General features: G+C 66.3%; 19 protein-coding genes. 17 read left to right on the forward strand and 2 right to left on the reverse strand.

The genetic code is table 11. The features are described 5' to 3' along the window. Positions 1-70 precede the first annotated feature (70 nt). From AAG895_RS03670 to AAG895_RS03730, 13 genes are all read left to right on the forward strand, one after another. Positions 71-1,114 carry an ArsJ-associated glyceraldehyde-3-phosphate dehydrogenase gene (locus AAG895_RS03670; protein WP_345794215.1) on the forward strand — a complete coding sequence of 348 codons (1,044 nt, stop codon included), beginning with the start codon at positions 71-73 and terminating at the stop codon, positions 1,112-1,114. A 5-nt stretch (positions 1,115-1,119) separates the two neighbouring features. Continuing rightward, entirely contained in the window at positions 1,120-2,373 is a 1,254-nt protein-coding gene (gene arsJ, locus AAG895_RS03675) for an organoarsenical effux MFS transporter ArsJ (protein WP_345794216.1), read from the forward strand. 22 nt (positions 2,374-2,395) lie between these two features. Then, positions 2,396-2,728: a metalloregulator ArsR/SmtB family transcription factor gene (locus tag AAG895_RS03680; RefSeq protein WP_345794217.1), complete on the forward strand. Its 333-nt coding sequence runs from the start codon at positions 2,396-2,398 to the stop codon at positions 2,726-2,728. A gap of 61 nt (positions 2,729-2,789) precedes the next feature. Further along, on the forward strand, positions 2,790-3,296 hold the full coding sequence (locus AAG895_RS03685) for an arsenate reductase ArsC (RefSeq protein ID WP_345794218.1): 507 nt from the start codon (positions 2,790-2,792) through the stop codon (positions 3,294-3,296). 1 nt (position 3,297) lies between these two features. Beyond that, on the forward strand, positions 3,298-4,335 hold the full coding sequence (gene arsB / locus AAG895_RS03690) for an ACR3 family arsenite efflux transporter (RefSeq protein ID WP_345794219.1): 1,038 nt from the start codon (positions 3,298-3,300) through the stop codon (positions 4,333-4,335). A 12-nt stretch (positions 4,336-4,347) separates the two neighbouring features. Further along, positions 4,348-4,770, forward strand: a complete 423-nt coding sequence (gene arsC / locus AAG895_RS03695) for an arsenate reductase (glutaredoxin) (protein ID WP_345794220.1) — start codon at positions 4,348-4,350, stop codon at positions 4,768-4,770. Continuing rightward, positions 4,763-5,500, forward strand: coding sequence for an arsenical resistance protein ArsH (gene arsH / locus AAG895_RS03700; RefSeq protein WP_345794221.1), 738 nt, complete (start codon positions 4,763-4,765; stop codon positions 5,498-5,500). Before arsC ends, arsH begins: the two co-directional genes overlap by 8 nt. A 45-nt stretch (positions 5,501-5,545) precedes the next feature. Continuing rightward, positions 5,546-7,015, forward strand: coding sequence for a permease (locus AAG895_RS03705; RefSeq protein ID WP_345794222.1), 1,470 nt, complete (start codon positions 5,546-5,548; stop codon positions 7,013-7,015). 2 nt (positions 7,016-7,017) lie between these two features. Continuing rightward, positions 7,018-7,260 (forward strand): thioredoxin family protein, encoded by a 243-nt coding sequence (locus AAG895_RS03710; protein ID WP_345794223.1) that lies wholly within the window; start codon positions 7,018-7,020, stop codon positions 7,258-7,260. Between the two features lie 162 nt (positions 7,261-7,422). Then, complete coding sequence (gene ovoA / locus AAG895_RS03715; RefSeq protein WP_345794224.1) at positions 7,423-9,612, forward strand: 5-histidylcysteine sulfoxide synthase; 2,190 nt, start codon at positions 7,423-7,425, stop codon at positions 9,610-9,612. Further along, complete coding sequence (locus AAG895_RS03720; RefSeq protein ID WP_345794225.1) at positions 9,609-10,700, forward strand: ADP-ribosylglycohydrolase family protein; 1,092 nt, start codon at positions 9,609-9,611, stop codon at positions 10,698-10,700. The genes ovoA and AAG895_RS03720 overlap by 4 nt, the downstream gene beginning before the upstream one ends. 45 nt (positions 10,701-10,745) lie before the next feature. Further along, on the forward strand, positions 10,746-10,997 hold the full coding sequence (locus tag AAG895_RS03725) for a type II toxin-antitoxin system ParD family antitoxin (protein ID WP_345794226.1): 252 nt from the start codon (positions 10,746-10,748) through the stop codon (positions 10,995-10,997). Then, a complete protein-coding gene (locus AAG895_RS03730; RefSeq protein WP_345794227.1) occupies positions 10,994-11,326 on the forward strand; it encodes a type II toxin-antitoxin system RelE/ParE family toxin in 333 nt (110 codons plus the stop codon). The genes AAG895_RS03725 and AAG895_RS03730 overlap by 4 nt, the downstream gene beginning before the upstream one ends. Before the next feature lie 262 nt (positions 11,327-11,588). On the opposite strand, the gene AAG895_RS03735 is transcribed toward AAG895_RS03730, so the two are convergent. Together AAG895_RS03735 and AAG895_RS03740 are read right to left on the reverse strand one after the other, a co-directional pair. Further along, positions 11,589-12,926, reverse strand: a complete 1,338-nt coding sequence (locus AAG895_RS03735; protein WP_048707302.1) for a heavy metal sensor histidine kinase — start codon at positions 12,924-12,926, stop codon at positions 11,589-11,591. A gap of 2 nt (positions 12,927-12,928) precedes the next feature. Continuing rightward, a complete protein-coding gene (locus AAG895_RS03740; RefSeq protein ID WP_002924878.1) occupies positions 12,929-13,615 on the reverse strand; it encodes a heavy metal response regulator transcription factor in 687 nt (228 codons plus the stop codon). 169 nt (positions 13,616-13,784) lie between these two features. On the opposite strand from AAG895_RS03740, the gene AAG895_RS03745 reads away from it, so the two are divergent. The 4 genes from AAG895_RS03745 to AAG895_RS03760 all read left to right on the forward strand — a co-directional run bounded on the left by AAG895_RS03745 (position 13,785) and on the right by AAG895_RS03760 (position 17,696). Continuing rightward, positions 13,785-14,123: a DUF4148 domain-containing protein gene (locus AAG895_RS03745; RefSeq protein ID WP_004248732.1), complete on the forward strand. Its 339-nt coding sequence runs from the start codon at positions 13,785-13,787 to the stop codon at positions 14,121-14,123. A gap of 614 nt (positions 14,124-14,737) precedes the next feature. Next, positions 14,738-16,006, forward strand: a complete 1,269-nt coding sequence (locus AAG895_RS03750; protein WP_039921668.1) for a TolC family protein — start codon at positions 14,738-14,740, stop codon at positions 16,004-16,006. Positions 16,007-16,023: 17 nt separating this feature from the next. Beyond that, on the forward strand, positions 16,024-16,587 hold the full coding sequence (locus AAG895_RS03755) for a hypothetical protein (protein ID WP_002924863.1): 564 nt from the start codon (positions 16,024-16,026) through the stop codon (positions 16,585-16,587). Next, on the forward strand, positions 16,584-17,696 hold the full coding sequence (locus AAG895_RS03760; RefSeq protein WP_002924861.1) for an HlyD family efflux transporter periplasmic adaptor subunit: 1,113 nt from the start codon (positions 16,584-16,586) through the stop codon (positions 17,694-17,696). Before AAG895_RS03755 ends, AAG895_RS03760 begins: the two co-directional genes overlap by 4 nt. The last annotated feature ends 13 nt before the right edge of the window (positions 17,697-17,709 follow it).

Raw genomic sequence — 17,709 nt, forward strand, 5'->3', positions numbered from 1 at the left:
GGTCACGAAAGCGTCACATTGACGAGCTATATTTCGACTATATTTGAAGTGTTGATACGAGGGTTTGGTCATGAAGCTTGGCATCAATGGCATGGGTCGCATCGGTCGCCTGGCGCTGCGTGCGGCGATGGGCGCCGCGGAGCGGCAGGCGGACGATCCGCGCGCGGGCAATCGCCTGGAGGTGGTGCACCTCAACGAACTGAAGGGTGGCGCCGCTGCCACCGCGCATTTGCTCGCCTTCGACAGCGTGCAGGGCAAGTGGCGCGCCGACATCCGTGCCGAGGGCGAGAATACGATCCGCATCGACGACCGCAAGCTGTCGTTCTCGTCGCATGCAAGCGCGGCGGAGATCCCATGGGGCGAGCTGGGCGTGGATGTGGTGCTCGAATGCACCGGGAAATTCCTGACCCCCGAGACCCTGCGGGGCCATCTCGATCGCGGCGCCAGGCGCGTGATCGTGGCTGCTCCGGTCAAGACCGGCGGCGTGCTCAACATCGTGGTCGGCATCAACCACGAGCTGTACGACCCGGCGCGCGACCGCATCGTGACGGCGGCCTCGTGCACCACCAACTGCCTCGCGCCGGTGGTCAAGGTCGTGCATGAGAACCTCGGCATCCGCCACGGCCAGATCACCACCATCCACGACCCGACCAACACCAACCTGGTGGTCGATGCGCCGCACAAGGACCTGCGCCGCGCGCGCAGCTCGCTGATGAGCCTGGCGCCCACCACCACCGGCAGCGCCACCGCGATCGCGCTGATCTACCCGGAGCTCGAGGGCAAGCTCAACGGCCACGCGGTGCGCGCGCCGGTGCTCAACGCCTCGCTAACCGACTGCGTGTTCGAGCTCCAGCGCGAGACCACGGCGGAGGAGGTGAATGCGCTGTTCAAGGCCGCCGCCGAAGGTCCGCTCGCGGGCATCCTCGGCTACGAGGAGCGCCCGCTGGTGAGCGTCGATTACGCCCGCGACACCCGCAGCTCGATCGTCGATGCGCTGTCGACCATGGTCACCGACGGCACCCTGCTCAAGGTCTATGCCTGGTACGACAACGAGATGGGCTACGCCTGCCGCATGATCGATCTCGCCTGCCACATGGAAGCCGTGGGCATCTGAAATCCATGCAACACGCCGCACGCAACTACGCCATCGTCACCGCCGCCTACTGGGGCTTCACGCTCACCGACGGCGCGCTGCGCATGCTGGTGCTGCTGCACTTCTATCGCCTGGGCTACTCGCCGTTCACGCTCGCCTTGCTGTTCCTGCTCTACGAGGCGGCGGGCGTGCTGGCGAACCTGGTGGGCGGCTGGCTCGCCACGCACTTCGGCATCGCACGCATGCTGGCGGCCGGGCTGGTCACGCAGATCATCGGCTTCGTGCTGCTGTCGGTCCTCGACCCCGGGTGGACGGCGGCGATGGCGGTGGCCTGGGTGGTGGTGGCGCAGGGCATCTGCGGCGTGGCCAAGGACCTGACCAAGACCGCGAGCAAGGCGGCGATCAAGCTCACGCAGTCGCAGGTCCAGGCCGAGGCGAAGGAGCAGGGGGCGGGCCAGCTCTTCAAGTGGGTGGCCTGGTTCACCGGCAGCAAGAACGCGATGAAGGGCATCGGCTTCTTCCTCGGCGGACTGCTGCTGGAGACCCTGGGCTTTCGCGGCGCGTTGTGGGCGATGGCGGGCTTGCTGGCGCTGGTGCTGGCAGGCGTGATGCTGTCGCTGCCGCCGATGATGGGCAGGAAGAAGGCATCGCGCTCGGTGCGCGAGCTGTTCGCCAAGAACCCGGGCATCAACGCCCTGGCCGCCGCGCGCGTGGTGCTGTTCGGCGCGCGCGACGTGTGGTTCGTGGTGGGCGTGCCGGTGTTCCTGTATTCCGCGGGATGGACCTTCACCATGGTTGGCACCTTCCTGGCCGTGTGGACGATCGGCTACGGGCTGGTGCAGGCGCTGGCGCCGCAGATCGTGCGCCGCAGTGCAGACGGGCTGAGCAACGAGGTGCCGGCCGCGCGCCTGTGGTCGGCGCTGCTGGCGGTGATCCCCGCCGCGCTCGCGGTGGCGGTGTGGCTGCAGGCGCCCAATCTGGAATGGATGGTGGTCGGCGGCCTGGGGCTGTTCGGCTTCGCCTTCGCGGTGAACTCCTCGGTGCATTCCTACCTCGTGCTCGCCTATGCGGGCTCGGAGAAGGCGGCCGAGGACGTCGGCTTCTATTACGCTGCCAACGCGCTCGGGCGCTTCATCGGCACGCTGCTGTCGGGCCTGCTTTACCAGTGGGGCGGGCTGCCGTATGCGCTCGTCGGCTCGGCGCTGATGTTGTTGCTGTGCTGGTTGGCGACGCTGGCCTTGCCGATGGCGCACCACGAAACCGCCGCGACGGCACCGTGAGCCGCCGGCCCGGAGAACGAACATGGAAAAGCGCACTGCACTGCCGATCTTCGAAGCGTTGTCCTCGGGTATCCGTCTGGACGTGTTCCGCCTGCTGGTGCGCGTCGGCCCCGCGGGCATGGTGGCGGGCGAACTGTCGGCCGCGCTCGACGTCCCGCCGACCAACCTGTCCTTCCACCTCAAGACGCTGGCCCATGCGGGCCTGGTGTCGGCGGAACAGGAAGGCCGCTTCCAGCGCTACCGCGCCAACATGGCGCTGATGCGGGAACTGATCGCCTACCTCACCGAGGAATGCTGCGCCGGCATGCCCGAGCTGTGCGGCCTGGCCGGCTGTGCCGACGGGCTCGACTGCTGAGCGCTGGACAAGCGCATCACACCAGCCCGATCCGGGCGCAAAACGACAAATGGAGCCTCCCATGTCCGACAAGATCTACAACGTGCTCTTTCTGTGCTCGGCCAACTCGGCGCGCAGCATCATCGCCGAGGTCGTCCTCAACGCGCTCGGCAAGGGCCGCTTCCGCGCCTTCAGCGCCGGCAGCCAGCCCGGCGGCGCGGTACATCCGCTGACCTTGAAGGTGCTGCAGGGCCAGGGTTACGACACCACCGCGCTGCGCAGCAAGAGCTGGGAGGAATTCGCCCGCGCCGATGCCCCGCAGATGGACTTCGTGTTCACCGTGTGCGACCAGACCGCCGGCGAGGTCTGCCCGGTGTGGCCCGGCCAGCCGCTCACCGCGCACTGGGGCTTTGCCGACCCGGTCAAGGTCGAGGGCAGCGAGCAGCGCCGCCTCGACGCCTTCAGCCAGGTCCAGCACCAGATCGTCAATCGCCTGCGCCTCTTCATGAGCCTGCCGCTGGCCAAGCTCGACCGCCTGGCCATCCGGCACGAGATCGAGCGCATCGGCCAGACGCCCGCGGAGGCCTGAGATGGGGCTGTTCGAACGCTACCTGACGGTCTGGGTGGGGTTGGGGATCCTCGCCGGCGTCGGCCTGGGGCTGCTCGCGCCGGGCGCCTTCCAGGCCATCGCCGGCCTTGAGTTCGCCCAGGTCAACCTCGTGGTCGCGGTGTTCATCTGGGTGATGATCTACCCGATGATGATCCAGATCGACTGGCATGCGGTGAAGGACGTCGGCAAGCGGCCGCAGGGCCTGATCCTGACCCTGGTGGTCAATTGGCTGATCAAGCCGTTCACGATGGCGGCGCTCGGCGTGCTGTTCTTCCAGTACCTGTTCGCGCCCTGGGTTGATCCACAGTCGGCCAGCGAATACATCGCCGGCATGATTCTGCTCGGCGTGGCGCCGTGCACCGCCATGGTGTTCGTGTGGAGCCAGCTGGTGAAGGGCGACCCCAACTACACCCTGGTGCAGGTGTCGGTGAACGACATCGTCATGATCTTCGCCTTCGCGCCCATCGCCGCCTTCCTGCTCGGCGTCACCAACATCACGGTGCCGTGGGAGACGCTGCTGCTGTCGACCGTGCTCTATGTGGTGCTGCCGCTCGTTGCCGGCATGGCGACGCGGCATGCGCTGGAGCGGCGCTCGGCGCAGGCGGTGTCCGAGTTCGTCGCCCGGCTCAAGCCGTGGTCAATCGTCGGGCTCATCGCTACCGTGGTGCTGCTGTTCGGCTTCCAGGCCAACACGATCATCGACAAGCCGCTGGTGATCGCGATGATTGCGGTGCCGCTCATGCTGCAGACCTATGGGATCTTCCTCATCGCCTACTTTGCTGCGAAGGCGATGAGGCTGCCGCACAAGGTCGCCGGGCCTGCCTGCCTGATCGGTACCTCCAATTTCTTCGAGCTCGCGGTGGCGGTGGCGATCTCGCTGTTCGGGTTGAATTCCGGCGCGGCGCTGGCAACCGTGGTCGGCGTGCTGGTGGAGGTGCCGGTCATGCTGTCGCTGGTGGCCATCGTCAATCGCACCCGGCACTGGTTTCCCGGCGCCGCCCAAGCGCGCCGCAACTGAACAGGGACAGACATGAGCGACATCACGATTTATCACAACCCGCGCTGCGGCACCTCGCGCAACACGCTGGCCATGATCCGCAACAGCGGGGTCGAGCCGACCGTCATCGAGTACCTGAAGACCCCACCCACGCGTGAAACGCTCGTTGAGTTGATCGCCGCCGCCGGCCTCGGGGTGCGCGGCATCATGCGCGCCAAGGAGGCGATCTTCAGCGAACTCGGCCTCGCCGATCCGGCGAAGCGCGACGAGGAATTGATCGACGCGATGATGGCCCACCCCATCCTGATCAACCGCCCGATCGTCGTCACGCCGCTCGGCACGCGACTGTGCCGGCCGTCCGAAGTCGTGCTCGACATCCTGCCGCAGCGCCAGCGCGGCGCCTTCACCAAGGAAGACGGCGAACAGGTGGTCGATGCGGAGGGACGTCGTGTCTGAGTCTGTACACGTTCCGCAAAACACCGATCTGCCCAACGTCGATCCGGCGCTGTTCCGGGTGCCCGACCCCGCGCAGTTGCGCGCGGCGCAGCCGTCTTCCCACCCGCCGCGCATCGCCTTGCTCTATGGTTCGCTGCGCGTGCGCGCGTTCAGCCGCCTGCTGGCCGAGGAGGCTGCCCGACTGTTGCGCGCCATGGGTGCCGAGACGCGGATCTTCAATCCCAGCGGCCTGCCGCTGCCGGACGACGCGCCCGACACCCATCCCAAGGTGGTCGAACTGCGCGAGCTCACGCAGTGGGCGGAGGGCATGGTGTGGTGCTCGCCGGAGCGTCACGGCGCGATGACCGGCATCATGAAGACGCAGATCGACTGGATCCCGCTGTCGGTGGGTGCGGTGCGCCCAACCCAGGGCAAGACGCTGGCGGTGATGCAGGTGTGCGGCGGTTCGCAGTCGTTCAATGCGGTCAACCAGATGCGCGTGCTCGGGCGCTGGATGCGTATGCTCACCATCCCCAACCAGTCGTCAGTGGCGAAGGCCTTCCTCGAGTTCGACGACCACGACCGCATGAAGCCGTCGGCCTACTACGACCGCGTGGTGGACGTGATGGAGGAGCTGGTGAAGTTCACGCTGCTCACGCGTGACATCGCCCCCTATCTGGTCGATCGTTACAGCGAGCGCAAGGAGAGCGCGGCCGAGTTGTCGGCGCGGGTGAACCAGAAGTCGATCTGATGAGCGGACGCGCACAATGAGCGCTTCGCTGCGGGAGAAGGTTTCATGGACATGGTGTTTGCCTGGGCGATGCCCGTCTTGTACGGCGGCATGGGTAACCTCGCCGCCTATCTCGCTGCTCACGTGCTGCTGTGCCTGCTGCCGGCCTTCTTCATCGCCGGCGCGATGTCGGCGCTGATTCCCAAGGAGACCGTGACCCGCTTCCTCGGTCGCAACTCCCCCAAGGCGGTGTCGTATCCGGCCGCCGCCGCCGCCGGCTCCCTGCTCGCGGTGTGCTCGTGCACCATCGTCCCGCTCTTCGCCGGCATCTACAAGAAGGGCGCAGGGCTCGGTCCGGCGATCACCTTCCTGTTCTTCGCGCCGGCGGCCAACATCCTGGCGCTGGTCTACACCGGCGGCATCATCGGCCCCGACCTCGCCGTCGCGCGCTTTCTGCTCTCGCTCACTTTCGGCATCGGCATTGGCCTGATCATGGCCTTGATCTTCCGCAGCGACGACGCCGCGCACGACCGCGCCACCGACACCGCCTTCGGCGCGCAGGGCGCGGGCATGGGGCGGATGGCGCTGGTGTTCCTGTTCGTGTGGGTCGCGCTGCTGCTGGCAGGGACGCTGAAGCTCGACGTGCTCACCGGCACCTATCTGAATTTTCAGCTGCCGCTCGCCGATGCCCAGGCCTGGCAGGCCGCGCTCGACCGCCTGGTGCCTTACGACGCCGCCAAGGGCGAGGAGGGCGTGTCGCTGCAGGGCGTGGTGCTGATCGGGCTGCTCGGCGCGATCGGCTATGCCGCCTGGCGCGGGCTGGAGAACATCGTCGAGGGTGCCAACGCGTGGACCTGGACCAGCCTGGGGCTGATCGCGGCGACGCTGCTGGTGGCGGCGCTGGCGGTGCAGCCGGTCGCAGGCGGGCTGCGCGTCGGTGTGACCGGCAAGTTCTTCGGTGTCGCCGCCGCACTCGCGGTGCTCGGCTACATCGTGCGCCACCGCCTGAGCGAGGACGAGCTGCGCGACTGGCTGTGGGAGTCGTGGCGCTTCGTGAAGCAGATCTTCCCGCTGCTGGTGGTGGGCGTGTTCATCGTCGGCATGATCCGCGTGCTCATCCGCCCGGAGTGGATCGAGATGCTGGCCGGCACCAACTCGCTCACCGGCAATCTGGCGGGCGTGGTGTTCGGCGTGTTCATGTACTTCCCGACCCTGGTCGAGGTGCCGATCGCGAAGATGTTCCTCGAGCTCGGGATGCACCGCGGTCCGCTGCTCGCCTACCTGATGTCCGACCCCGAGCTGTCGCTGCAGAGCATCCTGATCATCTCGGCGATCATCGGGCGCAGGAAAACCTTCACCTACGTCGGCCTGGTCGCCGTGTTCAGCGCCATGGCCGGCCTGACCTACGGGGCCTGGATCGACGGCGTCGCGCTCGGCGTGCTCGCCGCCTGGCTGGCCGGTTTCATCGCGCTGCTCGCCGGCCTGCTCGCGCTCGCCAGCCGCCACGTCCCGTCCATTCCCCCGAAAGGAGTCTGATCATGCTGAACATCAAGGTGCTGGGCCCCGGTTGCGCCAACTGCCGGAAGGTCGAGGAGATCGTGCGCGAGGCGGTGGCCAGCCTCGGCGTCGAGGCGGAGATCGCCAAGGTCAGCGACATGGACCAGATCCTCGCCTACGACGTGCTCAAGACCCCCGGGCTGGTGATCAACGACAAGCTCGTCTGCTCGGGGCGCATCCCCGCGCCGGCCTCGGTCGCGGAGTGGCTGCGCGCGGCGCAATGAGCGGGTCCCCGTGGTCGCGCAAGGTCCAGCCAGGCAGCGTTTAGGCCTAAACTCTCGGGCCTAGACAGCATCGACCGTGGCGCGGGACCCCGTTCGGGGCCTTTGCGCCGGTTACGCCGCGGCCGGGCTCGGACCCCGGTCGCATAGCCAGGGATTCGAACGATGAGCGATACGCATGCCGCCGGCCGCAGGGGCTCGGCTTTCTCCTCCACCCCGTCGAGCGCCGGCAAGGACCGCAGCGCGCGGTTTCCGCGCACCCCGCTGCTCGCCGGCACCGACGTCGAGGCCAAGCGCGGCGAGCTGCTCGCCTACTTCCACGCCACCTTCGACCGCTACGAGTCGCTGTTCGAGGTGCTCGCCTGCGACGAGGCCTACTTCAGGAAGCCGATCAGCCTGCGCCATCCGCTGATCTTCTACTTCGGCCACACCGCGACCTTCTTCATCAACAAGTTCATGCTCGCCGGACTGATCGAACAGCGCATCGATCCGCGCCTCGAATCGATGTTCGCGGTCGGCGTTGACGAAATGAGCTGGGACGATCTCGACGATACGCGCTACGACTGGCCCACCGTGGCCGAGGTCGCCGCCTACCGCGACAAGGTGCGCGCGGTGGTCGACCGGGTGATCCGCGAGACACCCTTCACGCTGCCGATCGGCTGGAAGGATCCGTTCTGGGCGGTGGTGATGGGCATCGAGCACGAGCGCATCCACCTCGAGACCTCCTCGGTGCTGATGCGCCAGCACGCGCTGCAGTACGTGAAGCCGCATCCCGCCTGGCAGCCCTGTGCCGAGTACGGCGAGCCGCCGGCCAACAGCCTGGTCGACATCCCCGCCGGCGTCGTGCACCTGGGCCGCGCCTTCGACGAACCGATCTACGGCTGGGACAACGAATACGGCCATCACCGCGCCGAGGTGCCGGCCTTCCGGGCGGCGCGCCACCTGGTCAGCAACCGCGAATACCTCGGCTTCGTCGAGGCCGGCGGCTACGCCGACGACAGCGTGTGGGACGAGGAGGGCCTGGGCTGGAGGCGTTACGCGCGCGCCGAACACCCCAGCTTCTGGGTGCCGGACGCCGCCGGCTGGAAGCTGCGCCTGATGACCGAGGAAGTGCCGATGCGCTGGGACTGGCCGGTGGAGGTTAACTGCCTGGAGGCGCGCGCCTTCTGCCGCTGGAAGGCGCGCGCGACCGGCCAGCCGGTGCGTCTGCCCACCGAGGACGAGTGGAACCGCATTTACGATCACGCCGGCCTGACCGACGTGCCGCATGACGCCCCCGCCAACGCCAACCTGCACCTGGACCACTGGGCGTCGAGCTGCCCGGTGACGCGGTTCGCCCACGGGGAGCTCTTCGACGTGGTCGGCAACGTCTGGCAGTGGTGCGAGACGCCGACCTATCCCTTCGACGGCTTCGACGTGCACCCGATCTACGACGACTTCACCACCCCGACCTTCGACGACCGCCACGCCATCATCAAGGGCGGCAGCTGGATCTCGGCTGGCAACGAGTCGCGCCACGCCTCGCGCTACGCCTTCCGCCGCCACTTCTTCCAGCACGCGGGTTTCCGCTACATCGTCAGCGAGGCGCCGGTGCTCAACCCCGCCTCGACCTACGAGACCGACGCGCTGCTGTCGCAGTACGCCGAGTTCCACTACGGCGACGAGGCCTTCGGCGTGCCCAACTTCCCGAAGGCGCTCGCCGACATCGCGATCGCCGCCCAGCGCCGCTTCGGCAACGGCCGCTTCGGGCGCGCACTCGACCTCGGTTGCGCCACCGGCCGCGCCAGCTTCGAGCTGGCGCGTGCCTTCGAGCGCGTGGTCGGCATCGACTTCTCGGCGCGCTTCATCCAGGCCGGCGCCAGGCTCGCCGAAACCGGCGCGCTGCGCTACACCATGCCCGACGAGGGCGAACTCGTGACTTACCACGAGCGCCGGCTCGATGCCCTCGGCCTGGCCGAGACCGCCGGCCGCGTCGAGTTCTGGCAGGGCGACGCCTGCAACCTCAAGGAGGTCTTCACCGGCTTCGACCTCATCCTCGCCGCCAACCTGATCGACCGCCTGTACAGCCCGCGCCGCTTCCTCGCCGACGTCCCCCGCCGGCTCAACCCCGGCGGCCTGCTGCTGCTCGCCTCGCCCTACACCTGGCTGGAGGAGCACACCAAGCGCGAGGAGTGGATCGGTGGCTTCAAGAAGGACGGCGAGTCCTGGACCACGCTCGATGGCCTCAAGGACCTGCTCGCCGCCGACTTCGAGCTGGTGCAGGGGCCGCAGTCCGTGCCCTTCGTGATCCGCGAGACGCGGCGCAAGCACCAGCACACGCTGTCGGAGCTGACCATCTGGAAGAAACGAACATGAGCGCCATCGACCGTGAAACCCTCGCCGACCGCGCCGCCGGCGCGCTGATGGGCGCCTTCATCGGCGACGCGCTGGCGCTCGGGCCGCACTGGTACTACGACCTCGACGAACTGCGCGCGCGCTACGGGCCGTGGATCTCGGACTACACCGCGCCGATGCCCGACCACTACCACGCCGGCATGAAGGCGGGCGAATCCTCGCAGGCCGGCGTTCTGCTGCGCCTGACGCTGGAATCGCTGGCCGAGCGCGGCGGCTATGACGAGGCCGACTTCTGCCGCCGCCTGGACGAGGCGTTCTTCCCCCAGATTGACGGCGTGCCGATGCACGGCCCCGGGGGCTACACCAGCCAGTCGATCCGCGAGGCCTGGCGCAAGCGCGTGCAGCAGGGCCTGCCCTGGGGCCAGGTCGGCGGCAACGCCGACACCACCGAAGCCGCCGAGCGCACGCTGGCGATCGCGGTGCGCTACGCGCTCGACCCGGCGGCGCTCGCCGACGCCGTCACCCGCAACACCGTGCTGACGCAGGCCGACGGCACCGTGGTGGCGATGACGGTGGCCTTCGGCGCGGTGCTCGGCATGCTGGTCGAGGGCCACACGCTCGATGCGTCGATCTCGGCGAAGCTGATGGCGCGGGTGAAGTCCGGCGCGCTGCCCTTCCACACCGTCACCACCGGCAACCTGCAGGCGCCCAAGGCTGGCGCCGCCGAGGCCCCGACCGCCGGCCGCTTCCCCTCGCCGGATGCGCTGCTCACGCCGTCCTCGATCGCGCGTGCAGCGCGCGACCCCGACGTGCGCATCGAGCCGGCGTGGAAGGTGTCGCTGGTATATGGCATGCCGTGCGCGGTGTACCACCAGTTCCCGGCGGCCTACTACCTGGCGGCGCGCTTCGCCGACGACTTCGAGTCGGCGGTGCTGCACGCGGTCAATGGCGGCGGGCAGAACCTGGCGCGGGCGATGCTGACCGGGGCGCTGGTGGGCGCGCAGGTCGGCATGAGCGGCATCCCGCCGCGCTTCCTCGCCGGACTGGCGGACAGCGCGGCACTGGGGGCAATCGTGCAGCGCGTCGCCGCGCAGACGAGGGCCGCCTGAACGGGCGTTCTTGCCAAATTTTGCCAAGCGACCTAGGCTCCTCGCATGAGCACCATGAACATTTCCCTGCCCGACAGCCTGAAGTCCTTCGTCGACGAGCAGGTCAGCGAACACGGCTACGGCAGCAGCAGCGAGTACGTGCGCGCGCTGATCCGCAAGGATCAGGACCGTCAGCGCCTGCGCAGCTTGCTGCTGGCCGGCGCAGCCAGTGCCCCCGCAGCCCCGGCCGATGCTGATTATTTCGAAGGCCTGCGTGACCGGGTCCGCCAACGTACCAAGGCAGATTCTCGCGGGTGAGGACGAAGCCCGTCGTTCCGCGTGCGCAGGCCAGCCAAGATGTTGACGCGGCGCTCGCCTGGTATCTGGAAGAGGGCGGGCCTTCGGTGGCGCTCGATTTCATCGACGCGCTGGAACGGGCCTACACCCACATCGGCCGCCATCCGGGGACGGGCTCGCCGCGATATGCCCATGAACTTGAGCTTCCCGGCCTGCGCGCGTGGTCGCTGTCCCGTTACCCCTACCTCGTCTTCTATGTCGAGAGACCAGATCACATCGATGTCTGGCGCGTGCTGCATGGCCAGCGCGACATTCCCGCCTGGATGGAGGATCCGGACAGCTTGGCCTGAACGCCACGGGACTGACAGTCGGCCGCTTCCCTTCGCCCGATGCGCAGCTCAGTCGTGTCGAGCTGCGGGTATGCGCCTGATGGCCGGCAGAGCGCCAGACCGCAAGGCGATTCGATGCATGGCGGGTGGCTGCTATCGGATGCTGAGTCCAGATAGCGGCAGCCGACCCACAAGAGACACTCATGGCGTAGCTGGTCCTGTGGCAGGTCTCTGCGTGAAGCAGGCAGCCCAACGCACATAGGCCACGGGCCGCTACTGGCCGTTATGAACAGCTATCCATAACGGTCATGGTAAGGCCAACGCTCGTCGTTCCGGCAGCTGACCGCACAAAGGTGGCGCCGCCATGCATTCGCGCGATCGCAGCTACGATCGCCAAGCCGAGCCCGTGGTTATGGTCGCGATGTTCGCGGGCCCCATCAACCCGATAAAAGCGGTCGAATAGACGAGGCAAATGCTCCGGGGGGATGACAGGGCCCGTGTTGCTGACAGACAGGCAAATGCGGCCATCTGCGTCCTGCTTGATATCGACCTCGATCACCGATCCGCGCTCTGCAAAACGGGTCGCATTGGCGAGCAGGTTCGAGAGCGCACGCCTAACCAACCCAGCATCGACTGTGCCCATGCCGTCACCGCGTAAGCGCGCAGTCACGCCGGCCTCCTGCATTGACGCTTCGTGGAATTCGATGACCTCGGACACCAGTTCGGCCAGGCTATCCACACGGTGGCGACGGGCGCGCTCCCCGCGATCGGCCCGGGACAAGAACAACATGTCATTGACCAGCCCCGCTAAAAGTTGAAGATCCTCGAGGTTCGATCCGAGCACATCGCGCAGTTCGGCGACATCGCGCTGACGACTCAGAGCTAGCTCGGTCTCACCAATCAAGGTCGCCAGCGGTGTGCGCAGCTCGTGAGCGACATCGGCGTTGAACCCTTCCAGTTGTTGATATGCGCGGTTCAATCGAACCAGGAGCGCGTTGAATTGTGTGACCAACGGCTGAAGCTCCTGTGCCTGGGCGGAGCCGTCAAGCGGCTGTCCAACGCTTTCCGGGCTTAGGGCCGCTGCTTGTCGAGCCAGGTCGCGAACAGGCAAGAGCGCTCTACGAACGAGCCATGCGCCGCCCACTGAGATGGCCGCCGCTCCACCAAGGGCGCTCGCGAGTAGCGTCCAGGCCAACTGCTCCAAAAGCAGCGCGTCGGCGCTGCTGTCGAGTATCAATTCGGCGCGCAGCATGGTTGTGGGCGACCATGGCACGGAGATTTCGAACTCATCCCGCCGCAGGATTGCGCCGGGGCTTGAACGCGCCGGAGTTGCGTACAGAAGAGCGTCAGATCCCTGGATCAGCCGTAACTCGAGGTTGGCATGGCCCACAAAGAAGTCGTCGAGCTTGTGACGCAGGCTCGGCAACGCGTCCCGCGTTGCGATCTCGCCGACGAGATGGCGCACTATGTCCCGCTTGTGCCGCAGTTCGTCCGTCTGCTTGTTGGAGAGATTTAGACTCGCGCCCACGTAAACGATCGAGCAGACCAAGCCGAGCCCCAGCGAGGCCAGCACGGCGAGCCACCACGATAACCAGCGGCTAAGCGAACGCGGATTGCGCATTCTCAGGGCTTCCGGTCCTCAAGGACGTATCCCATGCCGCGCACGGTATGCAACAACTTCTTCTCGAAAGCGTCGTCGATCTTGCCGCGCAACCGGCGCACCGCAACTTCGACCACGTTCGTATTGCTGTCGAAATTCATGTCCCACACCTGCGCTGCGAGCGCGGTACGGGAAAGGACCTGCCCTTGCCGGCGCAGCAGCAACGTCAGCAACGTGAACTCCTTGGCGGTCAGGTCGAGGCGCTGCCCGGATCGTGACGCCTTGCGCCGAACCAGGTCGAGTTCGAGGTCCGCCAAACGGAGCACCGTTGAATCCTGGCTATCCGAGCGCAAGGCACCGCGCCGCAACAAGGCCTGCACGCGAGCGAGCAACTCGGACAGAGCAAACGGCTTCACCAGGTAATCGTCGGCACCCGCCTGCAGGCCTCTGACCCGATCCTCGACCTCGTCCCGCGCGGTCAGCATCAGGACGGGTACGTGTTTGCCCCGACGCAGTTCTTGCAAGACGGCATAGCCATCCAGCCCCGGAAGCATGACGTCGAGGAGGACGAGGTCGTAATGCCCTTCGGTCGCGAGATAGCGGCCATCCGTGCCGCTGTGCGCGACATCCACGATGTAATTGCTTTCGGTGAGCGCCCTGCGTAGGTATTCGGCGAGCTTGGGCTCGTCTTCCACAACCAGAATCTTCATGCAGCGATTATCGCGGAGATGCCGAAACCATCACATTACGAAATCGTAATCTGGCAGTTCGCGATTCGACGAGGATGGACCCTTAAAGTCCGCGACGTGTTCGGTGCAAGGCGACGCCAAGCGGCTTATGCCGAACGCCACCTCTCACGTTGAACGAAGGAGTCTCGTCATGTCGAAAACTCGCACCACTGCCCTTTTTTCGCTTCTTGCTGCCGTCCTTGTCGTTCCTGCGGCTGCGCAAGCCAGCTCGCTGTGGCATCCCGCTCCCGGCGAGCAGGGGTTCACGTTCCATCCGGATCACTCCACGAGCACGAAAACCCGCGCCGAGGTGTTGCGCGAGCTCGAACAGGCAAAGGCCGATGGCAGCTATTTCTACCTGCAGCGTGGCCTCGCGGTGCCCTCGCGTGCTTCCGGACCCGGCAAGACCCGTGCAGAAGTCCTCAAGGAGCTGGTCGACATGACCCCGACAGAGCGCGCGTACATGAATGAACTGTACAGTGGCTCCTGAAGCCACCTATCGGCGCGAGACGTCGGGCCGTCCAGGCGTTTCGCCCAGCAGGTTCTCGTAAAGCGCCGTTTGGTCTGCCCATTGGTACCGTCGCTGTCGACGATAGCAAATCCTTATTGATAGAATCCGCGCCATGCGTCGTTGGCTTGCGATTTTCCTCTTGATCCTGCTGCCTGCCCAACTGAGTTGGGCGGCGGTGGGCGATTACTGCGCGCACGAATCCGGTGCCGCAGCCAATCATTTTGGTCATCACGCGCATCGTCACACCGAAGATGCAAAAGGCAAGGAAAAAGGGGGCTTCACGAAGGGCGCACACACAGACTGCGCATCGTGCCAGGTGGTGGGCTCTTCAGCAGTAACGAGTGAGTCCAGCGCGCTATTCACACAGCATCAGGCATCCCTCCCCATCGGCGTCACACCTGGGTGCTCACTTGCGGAGCATCCCGCAGAGCCCGAACGCCCTAAATGGGCCCGCCCAGCCTGATCGGCAGGGCGGTCGCCTTCATTCCCTCTTGATGTTCCTACCGCTTTGAGCGGTAGCGTCACGCGTCCATTGCGATCGGTCCGATCGCCCTCTGCCGATTCCCCGTGTCTTTACATCAACGGAGAATTGGATGTTTCAGCAACTTCGTCTCAAATGGCTGCCTGGGCTAATGCTCGGCCTTGCCGTCAATGGTGCCTGGGCGCAGCAGCCCGCCCCCCCGGCTCCAAGTACCGCCCTATCCCTCAAGCACGCTTTCGAGGCAGCATGGGCACGCCAGCCTGAAGCGCTGTCGCTCACGACTCAACAGGAAGCGGCGCAAGCGCGCCGCGACAGTGCCGACAGTTGGTTTGTCGAACCGCCCGCCCTAGAGGTAGCCGGAAAAACCGATCAGTTGGACAGCAATCGCGGGAGCCGTGAGTACGAGGTCGGCATCGCGGTTCCGATCTGGCTGTCGGGCGAACGTTCGAGCACTGCAGCCCTCGCCACTGCCGAAATAGCTGCCACGGCGAGCCGGGCTCGCGGCGCGCAGTTGCGCACCGCTGCAGCGGTACGCACAGCATATTGGGATTGGCAACGCGCGCGCGTAGATGTGACGCTGGCGAGGGCGGGTCTCGAGAACGCCCGCGAACTGGCCGCCGACGTGGCCAAGCGCATCAAGGCGGGTGATCTGGCGCGCGCAGATCAGCATCAGGCCGACGGTGTGCAAGCTACAGCTGAAGCCGCCGTCGCCGAGGCAGAAAGCGCCCTTGCAGATGCTGCACAGCAGTTGCGCACGCTCACTGGAATCGGGCCAGAACGCTCATCCGGCGGGGTGTCTGCGCCGGAGCCCGTCCCGTCCGCTGCGACACCGACACAGATTCTTGAGACGGCGCACCCTGCAGTGGCCGAGCTGCGTGATCGGGTCGACGTTGCGCGGCGCACGATGACCCTTGCCAGCGTTCAGGGCCGCGCGAATCCGGAGTTGAGTGTCACGACCACCCGCGAACGCGGCGCATCGGGTGAATCCTGGGAACAGACAGTCACGCTGGGCTTGCGCATTCCGCTTGGTTCCGGTTCGCGCAGCCGGTCCCGCGTTGCAAGCGCCAATGCAGAGGCCATCGAGGCCGAGGCGCAACTCCAGATCGAACTCGAACGTCTGCTGGCCGAAACAGAGATGGCGCACCAGCGCGTCGAATTGAGACGGCAGCAGGTCGCCGCTGCTGAACGGCGCTCCGACCTCGCACAGGCGTCACGCGGCTTCTTCGAGAAGGCGTTCCGCCTCGGTGAGGCCGATCTGCCGACCCGTCTGCGCATCGAATTCGAGGCGGCCGAGGCCGAACGCGAGCGCGCGCGCGCGCGTATTGATCTGGCAGCCGCCATCTCGGCCCAGCGCCAAGCGTTGGGCCTGCTTCCCGAATGAATAACAGGATCCCCAAAATGAAATCCACTCATACCCTCGCGGCATGGAGCCTCGCTGCCGTGCTTGCCGGGCTTGCCCCGCAAACGCTGGCCGGTGACGGACACGACCATGGAGAAGCGCCCGCGACCACAGCGGGCCCGGCATTGCCGCGATTTACCGCCGTCTCGGAACTCTTCGAGCTGGTCGGCGTAGTGAATGGCAAGAACGTCACCGTCTATCTTGACCACTTCGCTGACAACAGTCCGGTCAAGGACGCAAAGGTCGATCTGGAACTCGATGGGAAGGCCGTTGCGCTCACGCCCCATGCCGACGGTGAGTTCGAGGCCACGCTCGAGGAGACGCTCAAGCCGGGTGTCGTCTCTGTCACGGCAACGGTGATTGCCGGTCAGGACGCCGATTTGCTCGCTGGTGAGCTCGACTTGCATGAGACCGCCGCCGAGGCGCACGAAGAGGTTGCCGAATTGGACATGAAACCCTACGCAATTGGGGCAGGCGCGGGGGGGCTTGTGCTAGGCCTCATCGGCTGGGTTGTGCTTCGCAAGGGGAATTCGCGTAATCGCTCGACTGGAGGTGCCGCGTGAAGCTGAGCGTACTGTTTGCTGCGCTGGCGCTGGTATCGGCCAGTGCCTCGTGGAATGCCTTTGCTGGCGAAGGCCATGATCATGGCGATGAAGGTCCAGTTGTGGCAGGAGGCAATGGGCCACAACGGCAAGCCGATGGCAGTGTCTTTCTGCCAAAGCCGGCACAACGCCAGATCGGTGTTCGCACGTTGGTTACGGAAGCCGGCGAATTGCCGCGTACCACCGCGCTGGCCGGCAAGGTGGTCATGGACCCGAATGCCGGCGGAAAGGTGCAGGCCATGGTGGCTGGGCGCCTGGAGGCGGGCCCGCAGGGGTTGCCAAGCGTCGGTCAGGCCGTGAAGAAGGGGGACGTGCTGGCTTACGTTAGTCCTTCGACGGACCAGATCGAGCGGTCTAACCAGATGGCGCAATTGGCCGAGCTGCACGCGGCCAGGGCCCTTGTGGAAAAGCGCCTTGCGCGTCTGAAGGAACTCGCCGACACGGTACCGCGCAAGGAGATCGAGGCGGCCGAAAGCGAGCTTGCCAGCCTGAGGGCCAGATCGAAAGCGATCGGTGGTGGCCTCAATGCCCGTGATGTCCTGACCGCACCCGTCAGCGGTGTGATCGCATCGACTAACGCCGTGTCAGGCCAAGTGGTCGATGCGCGCGAGCTCGTGTTCGAGATCGTCGACCCGAAGCGGCTGCGTGTCGAGGCGCTCTCCTATGATCCAGAAATAGCGGCGGATGTCGCCTCTGCAAGTCTTGCGGTCGGCGACCAGCGGATCCCGCTCACCTTCATCGGCGCCGCCCGCAGCCTGCGCGAGCAGGCCTTGCCGCTCACCTTTGCAGCCGAAGGGGAAGCGCTGGCCTTTCTTGCCGTGGGGCAGCCGGTCGAGGTCTTCGTCCAGTCGCGCAGCACGCAGCAGGGTGTAAGCGTTCCCGCAGCATCGGTGCTGAAGAATTCGGCAAACCAAACCATCGTCTGGGTAAAGACGGCGCCCGAACGTTTCGAGTCCCGGACCGTCACGATCGCGCCGCTGGACGGCGTGAACATTGCGGTGACGTCCGGCCTCGAAGCCGGCGAGCGGGTCGCCTCCCGTGCCGCCACGCTGATCAACCAGATCCGCTGACCGGGAGTCTATC

The sequence above is a fragment of the Thauera sp. JM12B12 genome, assembly GCF_039614725.1.
In the GTDB taxonomy this organism is placed as follows: domain Bacteria; phylum Pseudomonadota; class Gammaproteobacteria; order Burkholderiales; family Rhodocyclaceae; genus Thauera.